The sequence below is a fragment of the uncultured Sphaerotilus sp. genome (assembly GCF_963924895.1).
Classification (GTDB): domain Bacteria; phylum Pseudomonadota; class Gammaproteobacteria; order Burkholderiales; family Burkholderiaceae_C; genus Sphaerotilus.
Genome location: NZ_CAWURG010000026.1, coordinates 98,282 through 117,196, shown reverse-complemented (window position 1 = coordinate 117,196; position 18,915 = coordinate 98,282). Strand labels below are relative to the sequence as shown.

At 66.0% G+C, this 18,915-nt stretch carries 22 protein-coding genes; 13 read left to right on the top strand and 9 right to left on the bottom strand.

The window, feature by feature from the left end:
• Nucleotides 1-8: 8 nt before the first annotated feature.
• From AABN02_RS11260 to AABN02_RS11235, 6 genes are all read left to right on the top strand, one after another.
• The gene (locus AABN02_RS11260) at nucleotides 9-986 is read left to right on the top strand and encodes an amidohydrolase family protein (protein ID WP_338415028.1); all 978 of its coding nucleotides are present in this window, start codon (nucleotides 9-11) and stop codon (nucleotides 984-986) included.
• A 2-nt stretch (nucleotides 987-988) separates the two neighbouring features.
• Nucleotides 989-1,432, top strand: a complete 444-nt coding sequence (gene ligA, locus AABN02_RS11255; RefSeq protein ID WP_338415027.1) for a protocatechuate 4,5-dioxygenase subunit alpha — start codon at nucleotides 989-991, stop codon at nucleotides 1,430-1,432.
• Nucleotide 1,433: 1 nt separating this feature from the next.
• Nucleotides 1,434-2,291, top strand: coding sequence for a class III extradiol dioxygenase subunit beta (locus AABN02_RS11250; protein WP_338415026.1), 858 nt, complete (start codon nucleotides 1,434-1,436; stop codon nucleotides 2,289-2,291).
• A gap of 23 nt (nucleotides 2,292-2,314) precedes the next feature.
• Entirely contained in the window at nucleotides 2,315-3,286 is a 972-nt protein-coding gene (locus AABN02_RS11245) for a Gfo/Idh/MocA family oxidoreductase (RefSeq protein ID WP_338415025.1), read from the top strand.
• A 154-nt stretch (nucleotides 3,287-3,440) separates the two neighbouring features.
• Entirely contained in the window at nucleotides 3,441-3,593 is a 153-nt protein-coding gene (locus tag AABN02_RS11240) for a hypothetical protein (RefSeq protein WP_338415024.1), read from the top strand.
• Nucleotides 3,594-3,751: 158 nt separating this feature from the next.
• Nucleotides 3,752-4,111, top strand: a complete 360-nt coding sequence (locus tag AABN02_RS11235; RefSeq protein ID WP_338415023.1) for a hypothetical protein — start codon at nucleotides 3,752-3,754, stop codon at nucleotides 4,109-4,111.
• On the opposite strand, the gene fahA is transcribed toward AABN02_RS11235, so the two are convergent.
• From fahA to AABN02_RS11210, 5 genes are read right to left on the bottom strand one after another with little or no spacing between them, the layout of a single operon-like run.
• Nucleotides 4,112-5,422 carry a fumarylacetoacetase gene (fahA, locus tag AABN02_RS11230; RefSeq protein ID WP_338415022.1) on the bottom strand — a complete coding sequence of 437 codons (1,311 nt, stop codon included), beginning with the start codon at nucleotides 5,420-5,422 and terminating at the stop codon, nucleotides 4,112-4,114.
• The gene (locus tag AABN02_RS11225) at nucleotides 5,415-5,666 is read right to left on the bottom strand and encodes a DUF2783 domain-containing protein (protein WP_338415021.1); all 252 of its coding nucleotides are present in this window, start codon (nucleotides 5,664-5,666) and stop codon (nucleotides 5,415-5,417) included. The genes fahA and AABN02_RS11225 overlap by 8 nt, the downstream gene beginning before the upstream one ends.
• A gap of 10 nt (nucleotides 5,667-5,676) precedes the next feature.
• The gene (locus tag AABN02_RS11220; RefSeq protein WP_338415020.1) at nucleotides 5,677-7,278 is read right to left on the bottom strand and encodes an FAD-dependent oxidoreductase; all 1,602 of its coding nucleotides are present in this window, start codon (nucleotides 7,276-7,278) and stop codon (nucleotides 5,677-5,679) included.
• Nucleotides 7,279-7,283: 5 nt separating this feature from the next.
• Nucleotides 7,284-7,811: a VOC family protein gene (locus AABN02_RS11215; protein WP_338415019.1), complete on the bottom strand. Its 528-nt coding sequence runs from the start codon at nucleotides 7,809-7,811 to the stop codon at nucleotides 7,284-7,286.
• 36 nt (nucleotides 7,812-7,847) lie between these two features.
• On the bottom strand, nucleotides 7,848-8,807 hold the full coding sequence (locus tag AABN02_RS11210; RefSeq protein WP_338415018.1) for an MBL fold metallo-hydrolase: 960 nt from the start codon (nucleotides 8,805-8,807) through the stop codon (nucleotides 7,848-7,850).
• A gap of 142 nt (nucleotides 8,808-8,949) precedes the next feature.
• Here AABN02_RS11210 and AABN02_RS11205 point away from each other — a divergent pair, with 142 nt between their 5' ends.
• Nucleotides 8,950-9,729, top strand: a complete 780-nt coding sequence (locus AABN02_RS11205) for an IclR family transcriptional regulator (RefSeq protein ID WP_338415017.1) — start codon at nucleotides 8,950-8,952, stop codon at nucleotides 9,727-9,729.
• Between the two features lie 247 nt (nucleotides 9,730-9,976).
• A complete protein-coding gene (locus AABN02_RS11200) occupies nucleotides 9,977-10,609 on the top strand; it encodes a LysE family transporter (protein WP_338415016.1) in 633 nt (210 codons plus the stop codon).
• Nucleotides 10,610-10,664: 55 nt separating this feature from the next.
• Here AABN02_RS11200 and AABN02_RS11195 read toward each other — a convergent pair whose 3' ends face one another.
• Nucleotides 10,665-11,276 carry a LysE family transporter gene (locus tag AABN02_RS11195; RefSeq protein WP_338415015.1) on the bottom strand — a complete coding sequence of 204 codons (612 nt, stop codon included), beginning with the start codon at nucleotides 11,274-11,276 and terminating at the stop codon, nucleotides 10,665-10,667.
• A gap of 80 nt (nucleotides 11,277-11,356) precedes the next feature.
• Here AABN02_RS11195 and AABN02_RS11190 point away from each other — a divergent pair, with 80 nt between their 5' ends.
• On the top strand, nucleotides 11,357-11,599 hold the full coding sequence (locus AABN02_RS11190) for a hypothetical protein (protein WP_338415014.1): 243 nt from the start codon (nucleotides 11,357-11,359) through the stop codon (nucleotides 11,597-11,599).
• A gap of 46 nt (nucleotides 11,600-11,645) precedes the next feature.
• Here the strand turns inward: AABN02_RS11190 and AABN02_RS11185 are convergent, their stop codons facing one another.
• Together AABN02_RS11185 and AABN02_RS11180 are read right to left on the bottom strand one after the other, a co-directional pair.
• On the bottom strand, nucleotides 11,646-12,932 hold the full coding sequence (locus tag AABN02_RS11185; protein ID WP_338415013.1) for a glycoside hydrolase family 125 protein: 1,287 nt from the start codon (nucleotides 12,930-12,932) through the stop codon (nucleotides 11,646-11,648).
• A 91-nt stretch (nucleotides 12,933-13,023) separates the two neighbouring features.
• Nucleotides 13,024-13,533 carry a TerB family tellurite resistance protein gene (locus tag AABN02_RS11180; protein ID WP_338415012.1) on the bottom strand — a complete coding sequence of 170 codons (510 nt, stop codon included), beginning with the start codon at nucleotides 13,531-13,533 and terminating at the stop codon, nucleotides 13,024-13,026.
• 167 nt (nucleotides 13,534-13,700) lie between these two features.
• Here AABN02_RS11180 and AABN02_RS11175 point away from each other — a divergent pair, with 167 nt between their 5' ends.
• The 4 genes from AABN02_RS11175 (at nucleotide 13,701) to ribA (ending at nucleotide 17,504) form a co-directional block, all read left to right on the top strand.
• Nucleotides 13,701-14,435 carry a glutathione S-transferase gene (locus AABN02_RS11175; RefSeq protein WP_338415011.1) on the top strand — a complete coding sequence of 245 codons (735 nt, stop codon included), beginning with the start codon at nucleotides 13,701-13,703 and terminating at the stop codon, nucleotides 14,433-14,435.
• 70 nt (nucleotides 14,436-14,505) lie between these two features.
• Nucleotides 14,506-15,747, top strand: a complete 1,242-nt coding sequence (locus AABN02_RS11170; protein WP_338415010.1) for an acyl-CoA dehydrogenase family protein — start codon at nucleotides 14,506-14,508, stop codon at nucleotides 15,745-15,747.
• Nucleotides 15,747-16,841, top strand: coding sequence for a 4-hydroxyphenylpyruvate dioxygenase (gene hppD / locus AABN02_RS11165; RefSeq protein ID WP_338415009.1), 1,095 nt, complete (start codon nucleotides 15,747-15,749; stop codon nucleotides 16,839-16,841). The genes AABN02_RS11170 and hppD overlap by 1 nt, the downstream gene beginning before the upstream one ends.
• A gap of 69 nt (nucleotides 16,842-16,910) precedes the next feature.
• Nucleotides 16,911-17,504: a GTP cyclohydrolase II gene (gene ribA, locus AABN02_RS11160; RefSeq protein ID WP_338415008.1), complete on the top strand. Its 594-nt coding sequence runs from the start codon at nucleotides 16,911-16,913 to the stop codon at nucleotides 17,502-17,504.
• Between the two features lie 4 nt (nucleotides 17,505-17,508).
• Here ribA and AABN02_RS11155 read toward each other — a convergent pair whose 3' ends face one another.
• Nucleotides 17,509-18,618, bottom strand: a complete 1,110-nt coding sequence (locus AABN02_RS11155; RefSeq protein WP_338415007.1) for a GAF domain-containing protein — start codon at nucleotides 18,616-18,618, stop codon at nucleotides 17,509-17,511.
• Nucleotides 18,619-18,915 lie beyond the last annotated feature (297 nt).

Below are 18,915 nucleotides of genomic sequence, written 5' to 3'. Positions count from 1 at the left end.
AGCATCCCATGAGCACGCCCACCAAGCCCACCAAACCCACCAAACCCACCACGGGTGACTTCACCAAGACCGCAGGCTGGATGGACTGGTACACCGGCCCGAGCAAGCCGACCTTCCAGCTCCCCGCTGGCGCTGTCGATGCGCATTGCCACGTCTTCGGCCCCGGCGCCGAGTTCCCCTACGCGCCGGAGCGCAAGTACACGCCCTGCGACGCCAGCAAGCACGCGCTGTACGCGCTGCGCGACCACCTCGGATTCGCCCGCAACGTCGTCGTGCAGGCCACCTGCCACGGCGCCGACAACCGCGCGATGGTCGATGCCTGCGTGTCCTCGGGCGGCAAGGCGCGCGGTGTGGCCACCGTGCGGCGCAGTGTCACCGACGAGGAACTGCAGGCGATGCACGCGGCTGGTGTGCGCGGCGTGCGCTTCAACTTCGTGAAAAGGCTGGTGGACTTCACGCCCAAGGACGAGCTGATGGAGATCGCTGCCCGCATCGGCAAGCTCGGCTGGCACGCCGTCATCTACTTCGAGGCGGTCGACCTGCCCGAGCTGTGGGAGTTCTTCACCGCGCTGCCGACGACGGTCGTCGTGGACCACATGGGCCGCCCGGACGTGTCCAAGCCGATCGACGGGCCGGAGTTCGAACTGTTCCTGAAGTTCATGCGCCAGCACCCGAACGTCTGGAGCAAGGTCAGCTGCCCCGAGCGCTTGAGCGTCACGGGTCCGAAGGCGCTGGATGGTGAGCGTAACGCCTACACCGACGTGGTCCCCTTCGCCCGCCGCGTGGTCGAGGAGTTCCCGGACCGTGTGCTCTGGGGCACCGACTGGCCGCACCCGAACCTGAAGGACCACATGCCCGACGACGGCCTGCTGGTCGATGTCATCCCGCACATCGCGCCGACCGCCGAGCTGCAGCGCAAGCTGCTGGTCGACAACCCGATGCGGCTGTACTGGCCCGACGAGGTCAACGCCACCCAAGGAGCCTGACCATGGCACTCGACAAGCCTTACCTGGACGTGCCCGGCACGACCATCTTCGACGCCGAGCAGTCCCGCAAGGGCTACCACCTCAACCAGTTCTGCATGTCGCTGATGAAGGCCGCCAACCGCGAGCGCTTCAAGGCGAACGAGCGCGCCTACCTCGACGAATGGCCGATGACCGAGGAGCAGAAGCAGGGCGTGCTCACGCGTGACCTGAACCGCTGCATCGCCGCCGGCGGCAACATCTACTTCCTGGCCAAGATCGGCGCGACCGATGGCAAGAGCTTCCAGTACATGGCCGCCAGCATGACGGGCATGACGCAGGAGGAGTACATGGCGATGATGCTCGGCGGCGGACGCTCGGTCGAAGGCAACCGCTATCTCGGCGAGGACGGCGACGCCCAGCCCGCCCACCAGCCGCAAGGCGCAGCCCACCAGAAAGCAGGTGCCTGAGATGGCCCGCATCACCGCTTCCGTCTTCACCTCGCACGTCCCGGCCATCGGCGCCGCCATCGACCTCGGCAAGACCCAGGAGCCGTACTGGCAGCCGCTGTTCAAGGGCTATGAGCCGTCCAAGCAGTGGATGCAGGAGAACACGCCCGACGTGGTCTTCCTCGTCTACAACGACCATGCCACTGCCTTCAGCCTGGAGATGATCCCGACGTTTGCCATCGGCTGCGCCGCCGAGTTCACGCCGGCCGACGAAGGCTGGGGCCCGCGCCCGGTGCCCAAGGTCATCGGCCACCCGGAGCTGGCCGCGCACATCGCGCAGTCGGTGATCCAGGACGATTTCGACCTGACCATCGTCAACCGGATGGACGTGGACCATGGCCTGACCGTGCCGCTGTCGCTGATGTGCGGCCAGCCTGAGGCGTGGCCCTGCCCAGTGATCCCCTTCGCCGTGAACGTGGTGCAGTACCCGGTGCCGTCCGGCCGCCGCTGCTTCAACCTCGGCAAGGCGATCCGCAAGGCCGTGGAGAGCTTTGACCGGCCGCTGAACGTGCAGATCTGGGGCACCGGCGGCATGAGCCACCAGCTGCAGGGCGCGCGGGCCGGACTCATCAACCGGGAGTGGGACAACGCCTGGCTCGACCGGCTGATCGCCGACCCCGAGGCTGCCGTGGCCACCCCGCACATCGACTATGTCCGCGAAGCCGGCTCGGAAGGCATCGAGCTGGTCATGTGGCTGATCGCCCGCGGCGCGATGGCCGACGTGAACGGTGGCCCCGCGCCGACCCTGCGCCACCGCTTCTACCATGTGCCCGCGTCGAACACGGCGGTGGGCCACGTCATTCTCGAGAACAACGTTTGAACAACGTTCAAGGATCTTTCGACATGAGCACACCGCACCAAGGCCCGATCCGGGTCGCCCTGGCCGGCGCCGGCGCCTTTGGCATCAAGCACCTCGACGGCATCAAGCACATCGACGGCGTCGAAGTCGTCTCGCTGATCAGCCGTGACCTGGAGAAGACCAGAGAAGTCGCCGCGCAGTACGGCATCGGCCACGTCACTACCGACCTGGCCGACGCGCTGGCGCTGCCCGAGGTGGATGCCGTCATCCTCTGCACCCCGACGCAGATGCACGCCTCGCAGACGCTGGCGTGTCTGAAGGCGGGCAAGCATGTGCAGGTGGAGATTCCGCTGTGCGACGTGCTGGCTGAAGGGGAAGAAGTCGTCCGCGTGGCCAAGGAGTCCGGGCTGGTGGCGATGTGCGGCCACACCCGTCGCTTCAATCCGAGCCACCAGTACGTCCACAACAAGATCACCGCCGGTGAATTCAACATCCAGCAGATGGATGTGCAGACGTATTTCTTCCGCCGCACCAACATGAACGCGCTCGGCCAGGCGCGCTCGTGGACCGACCACCTGCTGTGGCACCACGCCGCGCACACGGTCGATCTGTTCGCCTACCAGTGCGGTTCGCCGATCGTGAAGGCCAACGCCGTGCAGGGGCCGATCCATGCGGCGCTGGGCATCGCGATGGACATGAGCATCCAGCTCAAGGCCGCCAATGGCGCGATCTGCACGCTGAGCCTGTCCTTCAACAACAATGGCCCGCTCGGCACCTTCTTCCGCTACATCGGCGACAGCGCGACCTACATCGCCCGCTACGACGACCTGTTCAGCGGCAAGGAAGAGAAGATCGACGTGTCGAACGTGGCGGTGTCGATGAACGGCATCGAGCTGCAGGACCGCGAGTTTTTCGCCGCGATCCGCGAAGGGCGGCAGCCGAATGCGAGCGTCGAGGGTGTGCTGGCCTGCTACCAGGTGCTGCACGATCTGGAGCAGCAGCTCGACGCGGGTTGATTACCCGAACGACCCCGTTTTTCTCCCCTTCCCCCCGCTGGGGGAGGGAGCCAGACCAAGACCAAGACCAAGACCAAGACAGATTGGATGTCCGTGATGCGCAATCGCTTTCTGGGCGGGTTTTCCGTCCCTGCCGATTCCGGGCACGACCTCGGTGGCGCATCTCGAAGAGAATCTGGCGGCGACGCAGGTCACGCTGACCCCGGCGCAACTGCAGCGGCTGGACACGCTGGTCAACCAGGACACCGTGCGTGGCGCCCGCTACAACGCGGCCACGCAGACCGAAATCGACACCGAGGAGTTCTGACCCGGCCGACCCGACGCCCCCAGCGCTTGCGGCCGATTTGCCAGGCGCCACACCTGAAGCGCAGCTGAACACCCGACCTGCGGACGGGGCCCACCTGTCCGCCGGGCCGGGGGCCGGCGCGTTGTTGGAGCACACCAGTTCTCCAGAAGGAAACGCCCATGGTCCCGTTCTTGACTTCCCTCCCGCGCCGCGTGCTGGTTCCCATGCTGCTGGCAGCGGGTGCGCTGTGTGCCGGCGGTGCGCAGGCCGGCGGTGTGCAGTGGTCGGTCGGCATCCAGTTGCCGCCGCCGCCGGTGGTGTACTACCCTGCACCGCCCCAGCGCGTCTACGCACCGGAACCGGTGTATGTGCAGCCCGCTCCCCGGGTGGTCTACGCCGAGCCGCAACGCCCGTGGCCGCGGCACCACCACCACCGCCACTGGCGCGACGATGAGCGCTGGGACCGCGGCGACCGCGGCGACCGCGGTGGCTACAATCGCTGGAACGATGGACGAGGCGACCCGCGCTACGGGCGCTGATCAGCCGGCGATCCGGCCGCTGCACTCGCCGAAGCCGATGCCCACGGCGCCTGCCGCCGAGCAGCGTCCGCGCAGCACCACCCGGTCTCCATCGGCGAGGAACGTGCGCTGCTCGCCGTTCGGCAGCGTGATCGGCGCCTTGCCGCCCATCGACAGCTCCAGCAGCGAGCCCGCTTGGTCCGGCGTGGGGCCGGAGAGCGTGCCGGTGCCCAGCAGGTCACCCGCCTGCAGGTTGCAGCCGCCCACCGTGTGGTGCGTGACGAGTTGCGCGGCGGTCCAGTAAGCGGCTTCCGGCCAGCGGCTGGTGCTGAGCGTGACCGGCGGCTCGCCTGTGCTGGCCATCGCTGCCGTTTCGAGCAGTACTTCCAGCGCGATGTCGATCGCCCCGGTGGCGCGGTTGGCCGCGCTATCGAGGTAGGGCAGTGGCTGCGGATCGCCCGCGGGCCGCGTGAACGGCGCCCTGAACGGTGCCAGCGCCGCCATCGTCACGATCCACGGCGACACCGTGGTCGCGAAGTTCTTCGCCAGGAACGGCCCGAGCGGCTGGTATTCCCAAGCCTGCAAATCCCGCGCCGACCAGTCGTTGAGCAGCACGACGCCGAACAGGTGCGACTCGGCCTCGGCCATCGGCACCGGCTCGCCCAGTGCGTTGGCGGTGCCGACGATCAGGCCGAGTTCCAGCTCGTAGTCCAGCCGCTTGCAGGGGCCGAACTGCGGCGTGGTGCTCCCCGGCGGCATCGTCTGGCCGAGCGGACGCCGCACGGTCTGGCCGCTCACGCCGATCGACGAGGCGCGGCCGTGGTAGCCGATCGGCACCCACTGGTAGTTCGGCAGCAGCGGGTTGTCCGGGCGGAACAGCTTGCCGACCGTCGTCGCATGGTGGATGCCGGTGTAGAAATCGGTGTAGTCGCCAATCGCGCAGGGCAGCGAGAACTCCAGCGCCGATTGCGCGATCAGGCACGGCGCCAGCACTGCCTCGGCTGGGCTGCCGTCTGCCAGCGCCCGCGACAGCGAGGCCCGCACCAGTTGCCAGTCCGCCGGCCCGCGGGCCATGAACGCATTCAGATCACCGCGCACCAGCGGCGCGAGCGCGGCGGCCTGCGCGTCGGTGTGTTCGGCGGCGTTGACGGCCGCCGCGAGGTCCAGCGCCTGGTCGCCGATCGCCACCATGATCCGCCACGGCTCGTCCGTCCCGGCGCGGCGGGCGCGGGCGTAGGGCAGGTTCTGGATCGGAAAATCGGTCGCACCGTCGTTGGCGCTGGAAACCCAGCTCGTCAATGCAGCGTCGTGTGTCGCGTCAAGTTCAGGCATCAGCATGGTCGTCGGCTGGGGGTGAGGGTGGGAGGATCGCCGCCGCCAAAGCTTCGCGCAGCACAGCCATGTCCCCGATGTGGTTGGCCAGCAGCAGGATCAGCCGTGCGTTGACAAGCCGGCTTGTGTCGTCGTCGAGTCCGCGGTGGGTGTCGATCAGCAGGTCGTAGAAGTCGTCGCCGGGCGTGTAGGCGCGCAGTGGGGCGGGGGCATTGGCGCCGAAATTCGGTTGTGTCTTGAGCATGGCGCAGGCCTCAGGCGTTGCAGGTGGCGCGCCGCACCGCAGCCCGCACGGCGTCGGGTTCGGGCTGGCGCCAACGGGCGGCGACGATCTGGTCCGGGCGGACCAAGTACGCGGTGCCGGGCTGGGCGTCGTAGCGCTGCGCCGCGACACCGTCGGCGGGCAGGCGCAGCACGCGCACCGGGATTGGGTCGCTCGCGAGTCCTGCAAACGCCGAGGGGTCGGTCTCGCCGAATAGCAGCAGCACGAAGCCCTTGCCCGTGTGCTCCAGCAACCAGCCGCCCGTCACCGGCGCATCGTCCATCGGCGCTCCCGGCGTCATCCGGACGCCGAAGGTGTCACCCGCGGCGTCCGGCGTGGACAGGGGCGATTCGCGGTGATGCGTCGGTACCGACAGCCGGCCCGAGTTGACCAGCGCCCGCGCGAAGGCATGGTCGTTCGCCAGCGTCAGCACCGCGTCGCGGAAGTCGCGCGAGGCCTGGCTCTTGGGCGTCATGAAGTCGGTCGAGCGCGTCGAGTTGAGCAGGTTTTCATCGGCCGCTTCGCCGCGCTCGGTGTTGTAGGTGTCCAGTAGCGCGGCGGGTGCCCGGCCGTCGATCACCAGCTTCAGCTTCCACGCGAGGTTGTCCGCGTCCTGGATGCCCGAGTTCGCGCCGCGTGCGCCGAAGGGCGAGACCTGGTGCGCCGCATCGCCGACGAACAGCAGCCGCCCGTGCCGGAAATCCGCCATGCGCCGGCACTGGAAGGTGTAGACGCTGACCCACTCCAGCGAGAACTCCCGGTCCGGCCCCAGCATGGCGCGGATCCGCGGGATGACCTGCTCGGGCTGTTTCTCGTGCTCGGGGTCAGCGTCCCAGCCGAGCTGGAAATCGATGCGCCAGACGTTGTCCGCTTCGCGGTGCAGCAGCACGCTCTGGTTGGGGTGGAACGGCGGGTCGAACCAGAACCAGCGCTCGGCGGGAAAGTCCGCCTTCATCACCACGTCGGCGATCAGGAAGCGGTCCTGGAAGATCTTGCCCTCGATGTCGAGGCCGAGCTGGCGGCGGATCGGGCTGCGCGCCCCGTCGGCGACGACCAGCCAGTCGGCGTGCAGGCGGTAGGCGCCCTCGGCGGTTTCGACGTCGATCAGCGCGCCATCGTCCTGCGGGGTCACCCGCGCGACCTTGCTCAGCCAGCGCAGATCGAGGTTCGGCAACGCCATCGCGCGGCGGACGAGGTACTCCTCCAGGTAGTACTGCTGCAGGTTGACCATGCCGGGGCGGCGGTGGTCCGGCTCGGGCAGCAGGTTGAAGCTGAAGACCTCGGCATCGCGGTGGAAGGTGCGCCCGACGTTCCAGGTCACGCCCTTGTCCACGACCGCCTGCCCGCAGCCGAGCCGGTCGAGGATCTCCAGCGTGCGCTTGGCGTAGCACAGGCCGCGCGAGCCGACGCTGACGGTGTTGTCATCGTCCAGCAGCACGACCGGCAGGCCCTGCTGCGCCAGGTCGATCGCCGCGCTCAGCCCGACCGGGCCGGCGCCGATGACGACCACCGGGTGACGCGCCACGGTGTCCGGCGTGTCCAGCGCAGCCGGACGGCGGAAGGCGTAGCGGGGATAGGTGTAGGTACTCAGCACGGCGGTCAGCCTTCGTGCATCCACGCAGCGTGGCGCGGCGCCCGCTTCGTCTGCGACCACTCTTCGAGCATGTCCCACTTGCATGCGTCGAGCTTGCGCATCATCTCCGGCGTGCCGATGTCCGCCGCCAGTTCGAGCCGGTGGCCGTTCGGGTCAAAGAAGTAGATCGACTTGAAGATGGTGTGGTTGACCGGGCCGAGCACGTCGATCCCGGCCGCGACCAGCTTCGCCTTCGTCGTCTCCAGCACGTCCATTGATGCGACCTTGAACGCGATGTGCTGCACCCAGCCGGGGGTGTTCTCGTCGCGGCCCATGGCGGGCGAGTTCGGCAGCTCGAAGAAGGCCAGCACATTGCCGTTGCCCGCGTCGAGGAAGACGTGCATGTACGGATCCGGCGCCTTGGTGGACGGCACCTCGTTCTCGGCGATCGCCAGCACGAAGTCCATGCCGAGGTGGTCGCGGTACCACTCGACGGTCTGCTTGGCGTCCTTGCAGCGGTAGGCGGCGTGGTGCACGCCGTGGGTGATGCTCATGGGGGGTACTCCTGCGCAGTGGAACAGCAGAATCGATCAGCCTTCGAGGGCCTGCCACATGGCGACATCCCGCTCGGCGGTCCAGATGCGCGGGTCGCGGTGGCCGGTCGCCTCGTCATAGGCGCGGGTCACGTCGAAGGGCATGCAGTGGTTGAAGATCACCCAGTGGCCGAACTTCGGCTTCAGCGCGGCCAAGGTCTCCTCGTACACCTTGCGCAGGTCACGGCCCTCGGCGGCACCGGCCTTCACGCTCGCGTACAGCTCGCTCACGAACGCCCGCGTGCCGGCCAGACCCGCCTGCACTTGCTCCGGCGTCTGCAGCGCGGCGCCGCGGCCGGGCACCAGCTTCTCGGGGTTCAGCGCGGCGATGTTGTCCAGCGTCTGCGGCCAGTCCTGGAAATAGGCGTCGCCCGCATACGGCGTGGCGTCGAACTCGACCAGGTCGCCCGAGAACAGGATCTTTTCCTTCGGCAGCCACGCCACCGTGTCACCCTTGGTGTGGCCGCGGCCCAGCTGCAGGATCTGCACTTCCACCGAGCCTAGCCAGATCGTCATCTTTCCGGTGAAGGTGATCGTCGGCCATGTCAGGCCCGCCGGCACCGACTCGACGTTCTGGAACAGCCGGGGGAAGCGGCCGATCTCGCTGGCCTTGTCGAACTCGCCGCGCTCGACGATCAGGTCGTAGGTGTCCTGGCTGGCGATGATCTGCTCGGGCTCGTAGGCCGTGGCGCCCAGCACGCGCACCGCGTGGTAGTGGCTCAGCAGCACGTACTTGATCGGCTTGTCGGTCACCTCGCGGATGCGGCGGATCACGTCCTGCGCCATCACCGGCGTGGCCTGCGTGTCGATGACCATCACGGCGTCGTCGCCGATGATGATGCCGGTGTTCGGGTCGCCCTCGGCGGTGTACGCATAGGCGTGGTCGGACAGCTTGTCGAAGCTGACCTTCTTTTCTTCCAGGTCGGCGGCGGAGGCGAAGGTCTTGGTCTGCGTCATGGGGGAGGCTTCCGAGGTTTGTTTCTGTCGAACGTGTTCGTCTAATCCGAACGATGGGTTGATCTTAGTCAGTGTGTTTGTTAATGTCTAATGCATTCGCATTAGTGAAAACCCGTAATCCCTTGCTTGCTTGATCCCAGCCATGGCCACGTCTGAACTGTCTGAAGAATCCCCGTCCCGCGGCTCGCGCGGCATCCAGAGCATCGAGGTCGGCGGCCAGTTGCTGCACGCACTCGCCCACGCCGGCCGCCCGCTGGCGCTGAAAGACCTCGCGCGCGAGGCCGACATGACGCCCGCGAAGGCGCACCCCTACCTCGTCAGCTTCGGCGCGGTCGGACTGGTCGAGCAGGAGGCGGACACCGGTCGCTACGGGCTCGGGCCGCTGGCGCTGCAGTTGGGGCTGATCGCGCTGCAGCAGGTCGATCCGGTGCGGCTCGCGTCCGCGGAGTTGCCGGCGCTGGCGCGCGAGGTGGGGCACACGGTGGCGATCGCCGTGTGGGGCAACCGCGGGCCGACCATCGTGCGGCTGGAGGAAGGGCCACAGGCGGTCCACGTCAACATGCGGCACGGCACGGTGGTGTCGGTCGATGGCACGGCGTCCGGGCTGCTGTTCGCGGCGCATCGGCCGGCGGCGGAGGTCGAGGCGATCCTGAAAGCCGAAGGGGCGGGGCGCACGCTGGCTGATCTGGCGCCGCAGCTGGAACGGGTGCGCGCGCAGGGCTGGAGCGGGGCGGTCGATGGCTCGGTGCGGGGGGTCAGCGCGGTGGCGGCGCCGGTGTTCGACGGCTTCGGGCAGATGGTGCTGGCGCTGACGGCGATCGGGCCGAGTGCGACGCTGGAGGTGCGGGGGGAGGCGGAGGTGGTGCGGGTGTTGCGGGAGCGGGGAAGGGGGGTGTCGGGGCGGTTGGGGTGGCGGGGGTGATGGACGTGGGCCGGGTCGGCGGTTATGCTGGCGCATGAGGTGCTGTGCTCATCGCGGTGCAGGGTTTGACGGGCCATTTAGGGAGAAGTTATGCGTCACGCTGGAGAAAATCAATGCCGACAACGACTTGCGGGCGCCCTTCGCTCCGAGTTAGGCGTCACGAGCCACGTTAGACAGCAGGGCCGCGAGGTCTAAATTAAGTTAGGCCGCATAGTTCAACATCCATTTTCACTAAACGAAGAAATACATGGCCCTCTCAACTTGGCTACTTTTTGTTGCAGCAGTCTTGGTTTTAACAATCACACCAGGGCCAAGTGTCCTAATGTGCATCTCAACATCGGTTCAGTATGGGCCGCGCCGTGCGCTGGTAGCCTCAGTCGGTAGCACGATAGCAATTGCTTGCATCATGCTACTTTCGATGTTGGGTCTCGGCACAGTTCTCGCTGCATCCGAAACGCTATTCTCAGCATTAAAGTGGCTTGGCGCGGGATATCTTGCATACTTGGGAATTACTTCTTTGTTGGCCAAAGCGTCCAATCTCTCCGTTCCAAAATCCAACGCTTCGGAGTTGAGCACCAGATCGCTCTTTACTCGCGGTCTATTTGTTGGCGCCAGCAACCCCAAAGCGTTACTCTTCTTTGGCGCACTGTTTCCACAGTTTATAGATCCATCCGCACCGCAACTGATTCAGTTCATAGTCCTGGGTACCACGTTCATTTTCTTCGAACTCTTCTGGCTTTCCGTGTATGCAATCACTGCTGCGCGTGCAAGAACTTGGTTACAGAAGCCTCGGCGTGCAACGCTCTTCAACCGCATTACCGGTGTAGTTTTTCTTGCTGCTGCCGGTCTACTCGCAACAACTAGGCGTAATGCGGCCTGACCCAGCCTTCAACCGGACTTGCCTTCGGCAAGCGGGTTAAGGCGCACGTTAGCCGTCACAACAGGCCGCTGCCTATGTAAAGGGCTAGAGCGATCATGACGACGGCGACGAATGCGTCCAAATAACGCCAAACACCAGGCTGATTCACCCATCTGGCAACGTAACGTGCGCCAAGGGTTAGTGTGAGGAACCAAATTGCAGAAGCAGAAATAGCACCCGCCGCAAAAATAAATTGCTTATGGTTTGGCAAAAGTGCCCCAACTGTTCCAATAACCAATACCGTATCCATCCACGCCACAGGATTGAATAGTGAGGTAATAATAAGTAATCGTTGGTTTTTGCCGGCGCTATTTTCTAATCCTGCGGATACATCTTTCTGTGGGGCAACGGTCCGCAACGTAGCAGCAAATCCATGCCAAAGCATCAGAACGACACCAAGCCACATAGCACCTCGCTGCAGCAAGGGCTTTTCATCTAGAAAAACAGAAACGCCAGATATTCCTAAAAATATCAGTAAGGCATCACTTCCAACACCAACAGCCAATAGTTCACTTAGTGGCCTACGCTGAAGCGCTTGCCGCAAGATGAGTAAATCCTTGGGTCCTGGGCAAATGAACAGACCAAGACCAAGTGTTAAGCCTTGTGCAAAGGCAGGGAGGTCGAACATGATTCAATCCGACAACCTCCTAAGCTGAACCGGGCTGTGCTTGAAAGCTTCTATCCTACAATATTTTTGCACCTACGAAAATGGCTGATCAAGAGATCCCTGAGCTGAAGCGCGAGCAACTCGGCAAAGGTGTTCGTGGAAAGTATCTCAAGAACTTCACACAGGGCAGCAACGTCGTTGTCCTGCAGCCTGAGATCCTGAAGGCGTTTCCGACATCCGAGGCGGTCAACAAGGCATTGGCCAGCATGTTGGCTTTTGCGAAAGAAACGCAGGGTTTGACTGGCCGCGCAGGCAAGGCGCCGCGCAAGCGTACCGCCGTCTAGTGTTACTTGTGAGGCGGGTATTTCGGCTCAGTGTTGACCGTGTCTGTCACAACAGATATGGCCGCTGCGCCTCCAACCTCAGCACCAACTCCCCAAACAACGAATTCGCCCACGCGAACCAGGGCCGAGTGAACCGCCGCACATCGTCCTGGTGAAACGACTCGTGCATGAACCCGGTTCCGGCATGGCTCGCCTTGAGCATCGCCAGGCAGCGCAGGATCTCGGCGTCGTCCATGCTGGTCATCGCCTGCATCGTCAGCGCGATCGGCCAGATCATGCCCAGCCCGCAATGCGGCCCGCCAATCCCGCAGCCCGCCCGACCGCGGAAGAAAAACGGGTTGTCCTCGCTCAGCACGAAGGCGCGGGTGGCGCGGTAGCGCGGGTCGTCCACGGACAGGCAGCCCAGGTAGGGCAGCGACAGCAGGCTCGGCACGTTCGCATCGTCCATGTAGAGCGCATTGCCGTAGCCGTCGGTTTCATAGGGCAGCACCCCGTCGGTCGGCAGCGCCGCCGCGACCTCATCCGCCAACCCCCGCGCCGACTCTGCCAGCGCCACCCGCCCGAGCGCCGTGGCCAGCGCATCGAGCTGGCGCAGCGCGGTCACGGCCATGAAGTTGGCGGGGATCAGGTAGGGGTACTGGCAGGCGTCGTCCGACGGCCGGAACCCGGAGCGGATCAGCCCGTTCGGCCGCGCCGGCCAGCCCTCGCCGTCGAAGGGCAGCGTGTCGGTCGGGCTGAGCGCCATGCGCTGGAAGCGGTAGGGGCCGGGACCGTCGCGGCGCTGCTGCTCGCGCATCGTCTGCACCACCAGCGCCATCGCCCGCGCCCAGTGCTCGTCGAACGGTGACGTGTCGCCACACGCCTGCCAGTAGCCGTGGCCCAGCCGGATCACGCTGCACAGCGAGTCCAGCTCCCACTTGCGCTCGTGCAGCTCGGGGCGCATCGCCGTGCGGTCGTCCGCCCATTGGCTGCCTTCCTGGCCCTTGTTGAAGGCGTTCGCATACGGGTCGATCAGCACGCAGTCCACCTGCCGGTTCACCACCCCGGCCAGCATTCGCTGCAGCCGCGGCTCGGTCGGCGCCAGCGCGAGGTAGGGCCACACCTGCGCGGTCGAGTCGCGCAGCCACATCGCGGGGATGTCGCCGGTGATGACGAAGGTGTCGGGGTGCACGCCGTCGGTGAAATCAACCGTCGTGTCGAGCGTGTTCGGCAGCGCGTTGGCGAAGAGCTGGCCGAGTTCCTCGTCCGCGATGCGGGCGCGCACGCGGTCAATCTCGGCTTCGACGGCCTCGCTGGTGAAGCAGCGCTGGTGCAGCGGGGGGCGTTCGGTCATGTCGGGCTCTGCAAGTGACAGCGCCCCCGCTGCAGCAGGGCAGCGGGGGCGCTCGGGTCAGTCCGGATTGATCAGTTCAGATCAGATCGAATCAGTTCAGCGACAGCTTGACCTGATGCCCCGGCTGGTTCTTCGGGTGGTTCTGGTTGGTGAACACCGTGCGGTCCGCCTTGGTCATGATCACTTCGAAGAACGGCTGGAAGCGCGCTTCGGTGATGTTGAACGCCTTCAGGAACTTGGCGAACATTTCCTGCTCTTCGCGCTCCGGCTGGCCATCCGCCAGCGACGAGTCGATCAGGTTGACCATGATGCACATCTTCTGTGCGTCGCTCAGCAGCGGCGCGGCTTCAGCCAGGAAGGTGTCGACCGAGTTCTTGCGGCGGTACTTCATCGCCGCATCCAGCAGCGCCTGGTTCTGCGCGCCGACGCCGATCGTGCCCTTGCCGTCATCCTGGCCACCCAGCACGGACAGCAGATGACCAACTTCCTCGGTGTCCATCTCGCCATCAGCGCTCATCATGTAGATCAGCGAGGTGGTGAACGCCAGATGCGGCGTCATCTTGTCGCCGGTGTCGGTCTTGAACATGTCGAACAGGCCCATGCGGGAAGCTCCTTCAAAGGGGGTTGAGGTGAAAAGGTGAAATTCGAAGCCGTCTGACCGGGATGCTGGTCCGAAGTTCCCGTGGTGCCGGACGACTTTTCGAATCTGGGGCGTGGCTGCCGCAATGCAAGAGCGGCGCGGACCGTTTCGTTCGATACAGTCCGCCCATGGCATATGAACTTCATTACTGGCCGACCATTCAGGGTCGTGGCGAATTTGTGCGACTGGCGCTGGAGGCGGCGGGTGCGCCTTACATCGACATCGCGCGCGGTGACGAGGCTGCGGGGCAGGGCGTGCCCGCGCTGATGCGCCAGCTGAACGATCGCAAGGCGGTCCAGCCACCGTTCGCGCCGCCGTTCCTCAAGGACGGTACGGTCGTGATCGGGCAGACCGCGGTGATCCTGCACTACCTGGCGCTGGAGTGGAAGCTGGTCGGGCGCAGCGAGCAGTCGCGCACCTGGACCCAGCAGATCCAGCTCACCATCGCCGACATGGTCAACGAGGCGCACGACACCCACCACCCCATCGGCATCGGTCTCTACTACGAGGACCAGAAACCCGAGGCGCTGCGGCATGCGCAGGAGTTCTGCAGCGCCCGCCTGCCCAAGTACCTGCAGTGGTTCGAGCAGATCGTTGCCCGCAATCCGGCGGGCACGCGCTTTCTGGTGGGCGGCAAGATGAGCTATGCGGACCTGTCGCTGTTCCAGTTGATCGAGGGGCTGCGTTACGCCTTTCCGAAGGCGGCGGCGAGCGCACTGGCCAAGACACCCTTGATCGTGGACCTGCACGACCGCGTGGCCGAGGTGCCGCGCGTGGCGGCGTATCTGGCGAGCCCGCGGCGCATCCCGTTCAACGAGCAAGGCATCTTCCGCTGCTACCCGGAACTGGACCTGGTCACGTAGGCGACCTTGGCGGCGCGGTGGTGGTGCTTCAATCACCAGCATCCCACCGCCCACCCGCAGGAGCCAGAGCATGAACCGGGAACTCTCCCCCAAGAGCCAAGACCTCGTCGACCGCGTCCAGGCGTTTTTCGACCAGTACATCACCCCGAACGAAGCGCGCTACGAAGCCGAGATGCATGCGCTGCGTCAGGCGGGAAATCCGTGGCAGGTCGTGCCGCTGATCGAGGAACTCAAGCCGATCGCCCGCGCCGCCGGGCTGTGGAACCTGTTCCTGCCGCACCCCTACAAGGGCGAGGGCGGTGTCTCCAACCTTGACTACGCGCCGCTGTGCGAACTCATGGGGCGCGTGGTCTGGTCCGGCGAGGTGTTCAACTGCTCCGCGCCGGACACCGGCAACATGGAGACCATCGAGCGCTACGGCACCGCCGCCCACAAGGAGCGCTGGCTGGAGCCGCTGCTCGACGGCAAGATCCGCTCGGCCTTCCTGATGACCGAACCCGCGGTGGCGTCTTCGGACGCGACGAACATCGAGTGCTCGATCCGCCGTGACGGCGACGAATACGTCATCAACGGCCGCAAATGGTATTCGTCGGGCGCCGGCCACCCGAACTGCGCCATCTTCATCGTGATGGGCAAGACCGATTTCGAGGCCGCGCGCCACGAGCAGCAGTCGATGGTGCTGGTGCCGCGTGACACCCCGGGCGTGACGGTGTTGCGTCCGCTGCATGTGTTCGGCTACGACGACGCGCCGCACGGGCACATGGAGGTGCTGCTGGAGAACGTGCGCGTGCCGGTCGAGAACATCCTGCTCGGCGAAGGCCGCGGCTTCGAGATCGCGCAAGGCCGCCTCGGCCCGGGCCGCATCCACCACTGCATGCGCTCCATCGGCGCTGCGGAGCGGGCGCTGGAGATGATGGTCGACCGCCTGTCCACCCGCACCGCCTTCGGCAAGCCGCTGTCGGCACAGTCGATCTGGCACGAGCGCATCGCCGAGTCGCGCTGCATGATCGACCAGGCGCGCATGCTGACGATGAACGCCGCCTACAAGATGGACACCGTCGGCAACAAGGGCGCCAAGCAGGAGATCGCGATGATCAAGGTCGTCGCGCCGAACGTGTCGTGCAAGGTGGTGGACTGGGCGATCCAGGCCTATGGTGCTGCCGGCGTGAGCCAGGACACTTGGCTGGCCGAGATGTACGCCCACCAGCGCACGGTGCGGCTGGTGGACGGCCCGGACGAGGTGCACCGCAACGCCATCGCCAAGATCGAGATCGCGAAAAGAACGGTCGCGCGGGCCGCCGGGGAGCGCTGATGTCTGCCGCGCCGGTAGCGCCCGCCGACCTGTTCGACAACCCGATGGGCCTGATGGGCTTCGAGTTCGTCGAGTTCGCTTCGCCCACGCCGGGCGTGCTGGAGCCGCTGTTCGAGCTGATGGGCTTCTCGCTCGTCGCGCGCCACCGCTCCAAGGACGTGGTGCTGTACCGCCAGGGCGAGATCAACTTCATCGTCAACCGCGAGCCGCGCAGCGCCGCCGGCTATTTCGCGGCGGAACACGGCCCGTCCGCCTGCGGGCTGGCGTTCCGGGTGAAGGATTCCCACAAGGCCTATGCCCGCGCGCTGGAACTCGGCGCGCAGCCAATCGAGATCCCGACTGGCCCGATGGAGCTGCGCCTGCCGGCGATCAAGGGCATCGGCGGCGCGCCGCTCTACCTGATCGACCGCTTCGAGGACGGCAAGTCGATCTATGACATCGACTTCGAGTTCCTCGATGGCGTGCCGCGCCGCCCGGAAGGCCACGGGCTGAAGCTCATCGACCACCTGACGCACAACGTCTACCGTGGCCGCATGGCGTTCTGGGCGGGCTTCTACGAGCGGCTGTTCAACTTCCGCGAGATCCGCTACTTCGACATCCAGGGCGAATACACCGGCCTGGCCTCCAAGGCGATGACCGCGCCAGACGGCAAGATCCGCATCCCGCTGAACGAGGAATCCTCGCGCGGCGCCGGGCAGATCGAGGAATTCCTGATGCAGTTCAACGGCGAGGGCATCCAGCACGTCGCGCTGCTCACCGACAACCTGATCGACACGGTGGACCGGCTGGCGCTGGCCGGCGTGCCACTGATGAGTGCACCCAACGAGGTGTATTACGAGATGCTCGGCGAGCGCCTGCCCGGCCACGGCCAGCCGGTGTCGGCGTTGCAGACCCGCGGCATCCTGCTCGACGGATCGACTGCGGGGGAGCGACCGCGGCTGCTGCTGCAGATTTTCTCGCGCACGCTGCTCGGCCCGGTGTTCTTCGAGTTCATCCAGCGCAGCGGCGACGACGGCTTTGGCGAGGGCAACTTCAAGGCACTGTTCGAGTCGCTGGAGCGGGACCAGGTGCGCCGCGGGGCCTTGAAGGTCTGACACTGCGGTGTGCGGGGCGTGGCGGCGTGCCGGACTGCACGGTTCTGGGCCTCAGGCGACAATCCGAAGATGACTGACATCGACAAGGGCACCAGCGCCCGCCTGCCCACCCCCCACGGCGAGTTCACGATCACCGCGTATTTCGACCGCAGCACCGGCATCGAGCACCTGGCGCTGCACTGCGGCGACGTGGCTGGCGACGAGGTGCTGGTGCGCGTGCACTCCGAGTGCCTGACCGGCGACATCTTCGGCTCGCTGCGCTGCGACTGCGGCCCGCAACTGCAGCTCGCCTTGCAGCGCATCGCCCAGGCTGGGCGCGGCATGGTGATCTATATGCGCGGCCACGAGGGACGCGGCATCGGCATCGAGCAGAAGCTGCGCGCCTACAACCTGCAAGACCAGGGCATGGACACGGTGGAGGCCAATCTGGCGCTGGGCCATCCGGCGGACAGCCGCCGCTTCGAGGCCGCGGCGCAGATCCTCACGGACATGGGGGTGCGCTCGGTCTGCCTGATGAGCAACAACCCGCTGAAGGTGCTGGCCTTGGAAGCACAGGGCATCACCATCGTGCAGCGCGAGCCGCACGAGATCGACGCCAATCCCGAAAACGCCGCCTACCTGGGCACCAAGCGCGACAAGCTCGGGCATTTCCTGCGCGGCTGAGGCGCTATCGCTGCAAGCGGCGGTAGAGCGTCGTGCGGCTGATGCCCAGGCGCCTGGCCGCTTCTGACAAATTGCCATTGCACTCGGCGACCGTGCGCTCGGTCTCGTCGGGCAGTGGGGCGGGGATGACCGGCGCCGCTGGTTCCGGCGTGACATCGATGCCGCCCCGGCCCGCTTCCACCTGCACCCACAGGGGCGATCCATCGGGCAGACGCAGCTCGAACGGCCAGCCCTGGCTGGCGTGGCTGTGGCCGTGCAAGGCCTCCACGGAGGTGTCGAACACGGCATCGATGCGCAGCCCCGCGATGTCCTGCCGTGCCAGCCCGAGCAGCTGCAGGCCGGCCATGTTCGCCCCGATCAGCCAGCCGTCTTCGGAAAGGGCCAGCAGACCTTCGGTCAGCCCGGCGATGCCCTCGCGGTACTTGTGGATGCGCAGGCGCAGGCTGTCGCGGTGGCGGGTCTCGAACAGTCGGTGCTCGATCATCCGGGCCGCCGACCGGACGAGGCCCAGTGTGTGTCGGTGGAACTGGCGGTGGTCGCTGGAGATGTCGATCGCACCGAGCAGCGCGCCGGCCGGATCGATGATCGGCGCCGCCGCACAGGTCAGGAAGCCGTTGCGTTCCAGGTAGTGCTCGCTGCCGTGGACCACCACCGGCCGCTGTTCGGCCAGCGCGGTGCCGATCGCATTGGTGCCACGCCACTGCTCGTGCCAGTTGGCGCCTGGGCGCAAGGCCACGCGCTCCGCCCGGTTGGCGAAGCTGGTGTCGCCCAGCGTGTCGAGCAGCAGGCCCTGCGCATCAGAGAGCAGCACGATGCTGTCGGTCTCCCGGATCTGCTCGTGGATGAACTCCATCGCGGGACGGGCGTGGGCGACCAGTTCGTGCTGCTGCGCGCGGGCCTGGGCGAGTTGCACGGCCGAGGCGTGGGGCGTGCCGGTGCGCCCGGACGGCGAGAGACCCGCCGCCTGGCTGCGTTGCCAGGAGCGCAGCAGTGCGGGATCGGACACGGCCAGATCCCGCGGTGCCTCGCCCGCCTCGACCATCTCCCGGCGCGCTTCCCGCAGGCGGGCCGGGGTGAGTGCAGACGGGGTGGTCGGCTTGTTGACCTTGCTCATTCAGTAGTTACCCTTATGTTCTCGTCTGCCAATCGTCGCGGTCTGGACCGTCACCGATTCGACCAATCTGCGGCGCTGGCTTGATGAAATGCAAGGTGCCTGCGGGATACCCTGATTTCCTCCGGTGCCTGCCGTTCCAGTTGTTCACCCGGTCCAGTGGATTGAACAGGGTTCAAGCAGGAAACGGGCCATTTCTCGGCAACCGATCCTGGGGTGTCCAGCGGGTTTCAGGCTGGCACGCGGCTCGCGTAGAAGAGAGTGTTCGCAACCCTTTTCGCTACACGGTCACACCGCAGG

What these genes read in the sequence shown, in the direction of transcription:
- AABN02_RS11185 (WP_338415013.1), bottom strand. Translation starts at nt 12,932, where the DNA reads ATGACCGAACGCCCCCCGCTGCACCAGCGCTGCTTCACCAGCGAGGCC.
- AABN02_RS11250 (WP_338415026.1), top strand. Translation starts at nt 1,434, where the DNA reads ATGGCCCGCATCACCGCTTCCGTCTTCACCTCGCACGTCCCGGCCATC.
- AABN02_RS11175 (WP_338415011.1), top strand. Translation starts at nt 13,701, where the DNA reads ATGGCATATGAACTTCATTACTGGCCGACCATTCAGGGTCGTGGCGAA.
- AABN02_RS11235 (WP_338415023.1), top strand. Translation starts at nt 3,752, where the DNA reads ATGGTCCCGTTCTTGACTTCCCTCCCGCGCCGCGTGCTGGTTCCCATG.
- hppD (WP_338415009.1), top strand. Translation starts at nt 15,747, where the DNA reads ATGTCTGCCGCGCCGGTAGCGCCCGCCGACCTGTTCGACAACCCGATG.
- ligA (WP_338415027.1), top strand. Translation starts at nt 989, where the DNA reads ATGGCACTCGACAAGCCTTACCTGGACGTGCCCGGCACGACCATCTTC.
- fahA (WP_338415022.1), bottom strand. Translation starts at nt 5,422, where the DNA reads ATGCCTGAACTTGACGCGACACACGACGCTGCATTGACGAGCTGGGTT.
- AABN02_RS11215 (WP_338415019.1), bottom strand. Translation starts at nt 7,811, where the DNA reads ATGAGCATCACCCACGGCGTGCACCACGCCGCCTACCGCTGCAAGGAC.
- AABN02_RS11260 (WP_338415028.1), top strand. Translation starts at nt 9, where the DNA reads ATGAGCACGCCCACCAAGCCCACCAAACCCACCAAACCCACCACGGGT.
- AABN02_RS11180 (WP_338415012.1), bottom strand. Translation starts at nt 13,533, where the DNA reads ATGGGCCTGTTCGACATGTTCAAGACCGACACCGGCGACAAGATGACG.
- AABN02_RS11205 (WP_338415017.1), top strand. Translation starts at nt 8,950, where the DNA reads ATGGCCACGTCTGAACTGTCTGAAGAATCCCCGTCCCGCGGCTCGCGC.
- ribA (WP_338415008.1), top strand. Translation starts at nt 16,911, where the DNA reads ATGACTGACATCGACAAGGGCACCAGCGCCCGCCTGCCCACCCCCCAC.
- AABN02_RS11155 (WP_338415007.1), bottom strand. Translation starts at nt 18,618, where the DNA reads ATGAGCAAGGTCAACAAGCCGACCACCCCGTCTGCACTCACCCCGGCC.
- AABN02_RS11195 (WP_338415015.1), bottom strand. Translation starts at nt 11,276, where the DNA reads ATGTTCGACCTCCCTGCCTTTGCACAAGGCTTAACACTTGGTCTTGGT.
- AABN02_RS11210 (WP_338415018.1), bottom strand. Translation starts at nt 8,807, where the DNA reads ATGACGCAGACCAAGACCTTCGCCTCCGCCGCCGACCTGGAAGAAAAG.
- AABN02_RS11245 (WP_338415025.1), top strand. Translation starts at nt 2,315, where the DNA reads ATGAGCACACCGCACCAAGGCCCGATCCGGGTCGCCCTGGCCGGCGCC.
- AABN02_RS11200 (WP_338415016.1), top strand. Translation starts at nt 9,977, where the DNA reads ATGGCCCTCTCAACTTGGCTACTTTTTGTTGCAGCAGTCTTGGTTTTA.
- AABN02_RS11170 (WP_338415010.1), top strand. Translation starts at nt 14,506, where the DNA reads ATGAACCGGGAACTCTCCCCCAAGAGCCAAGACCTCGTCGACCGCGTC.
- AABN02_RS11190 (WP_338415014.1), top strand. Translation starts at nt 11,357, where the DNA reads ATGGCTGATCAAGAGATCCCTGAGCTGAAGCGCGAGCAACTCGGCAAA.
- AABN02_RS11225 (WP_338415021.1), bottom strand. Translation starts at nt 5,666, where the DNA reads ATGCTCAAGACACAACCGAATTTCGGCGCCAATGCCCCCGCCCCACTG.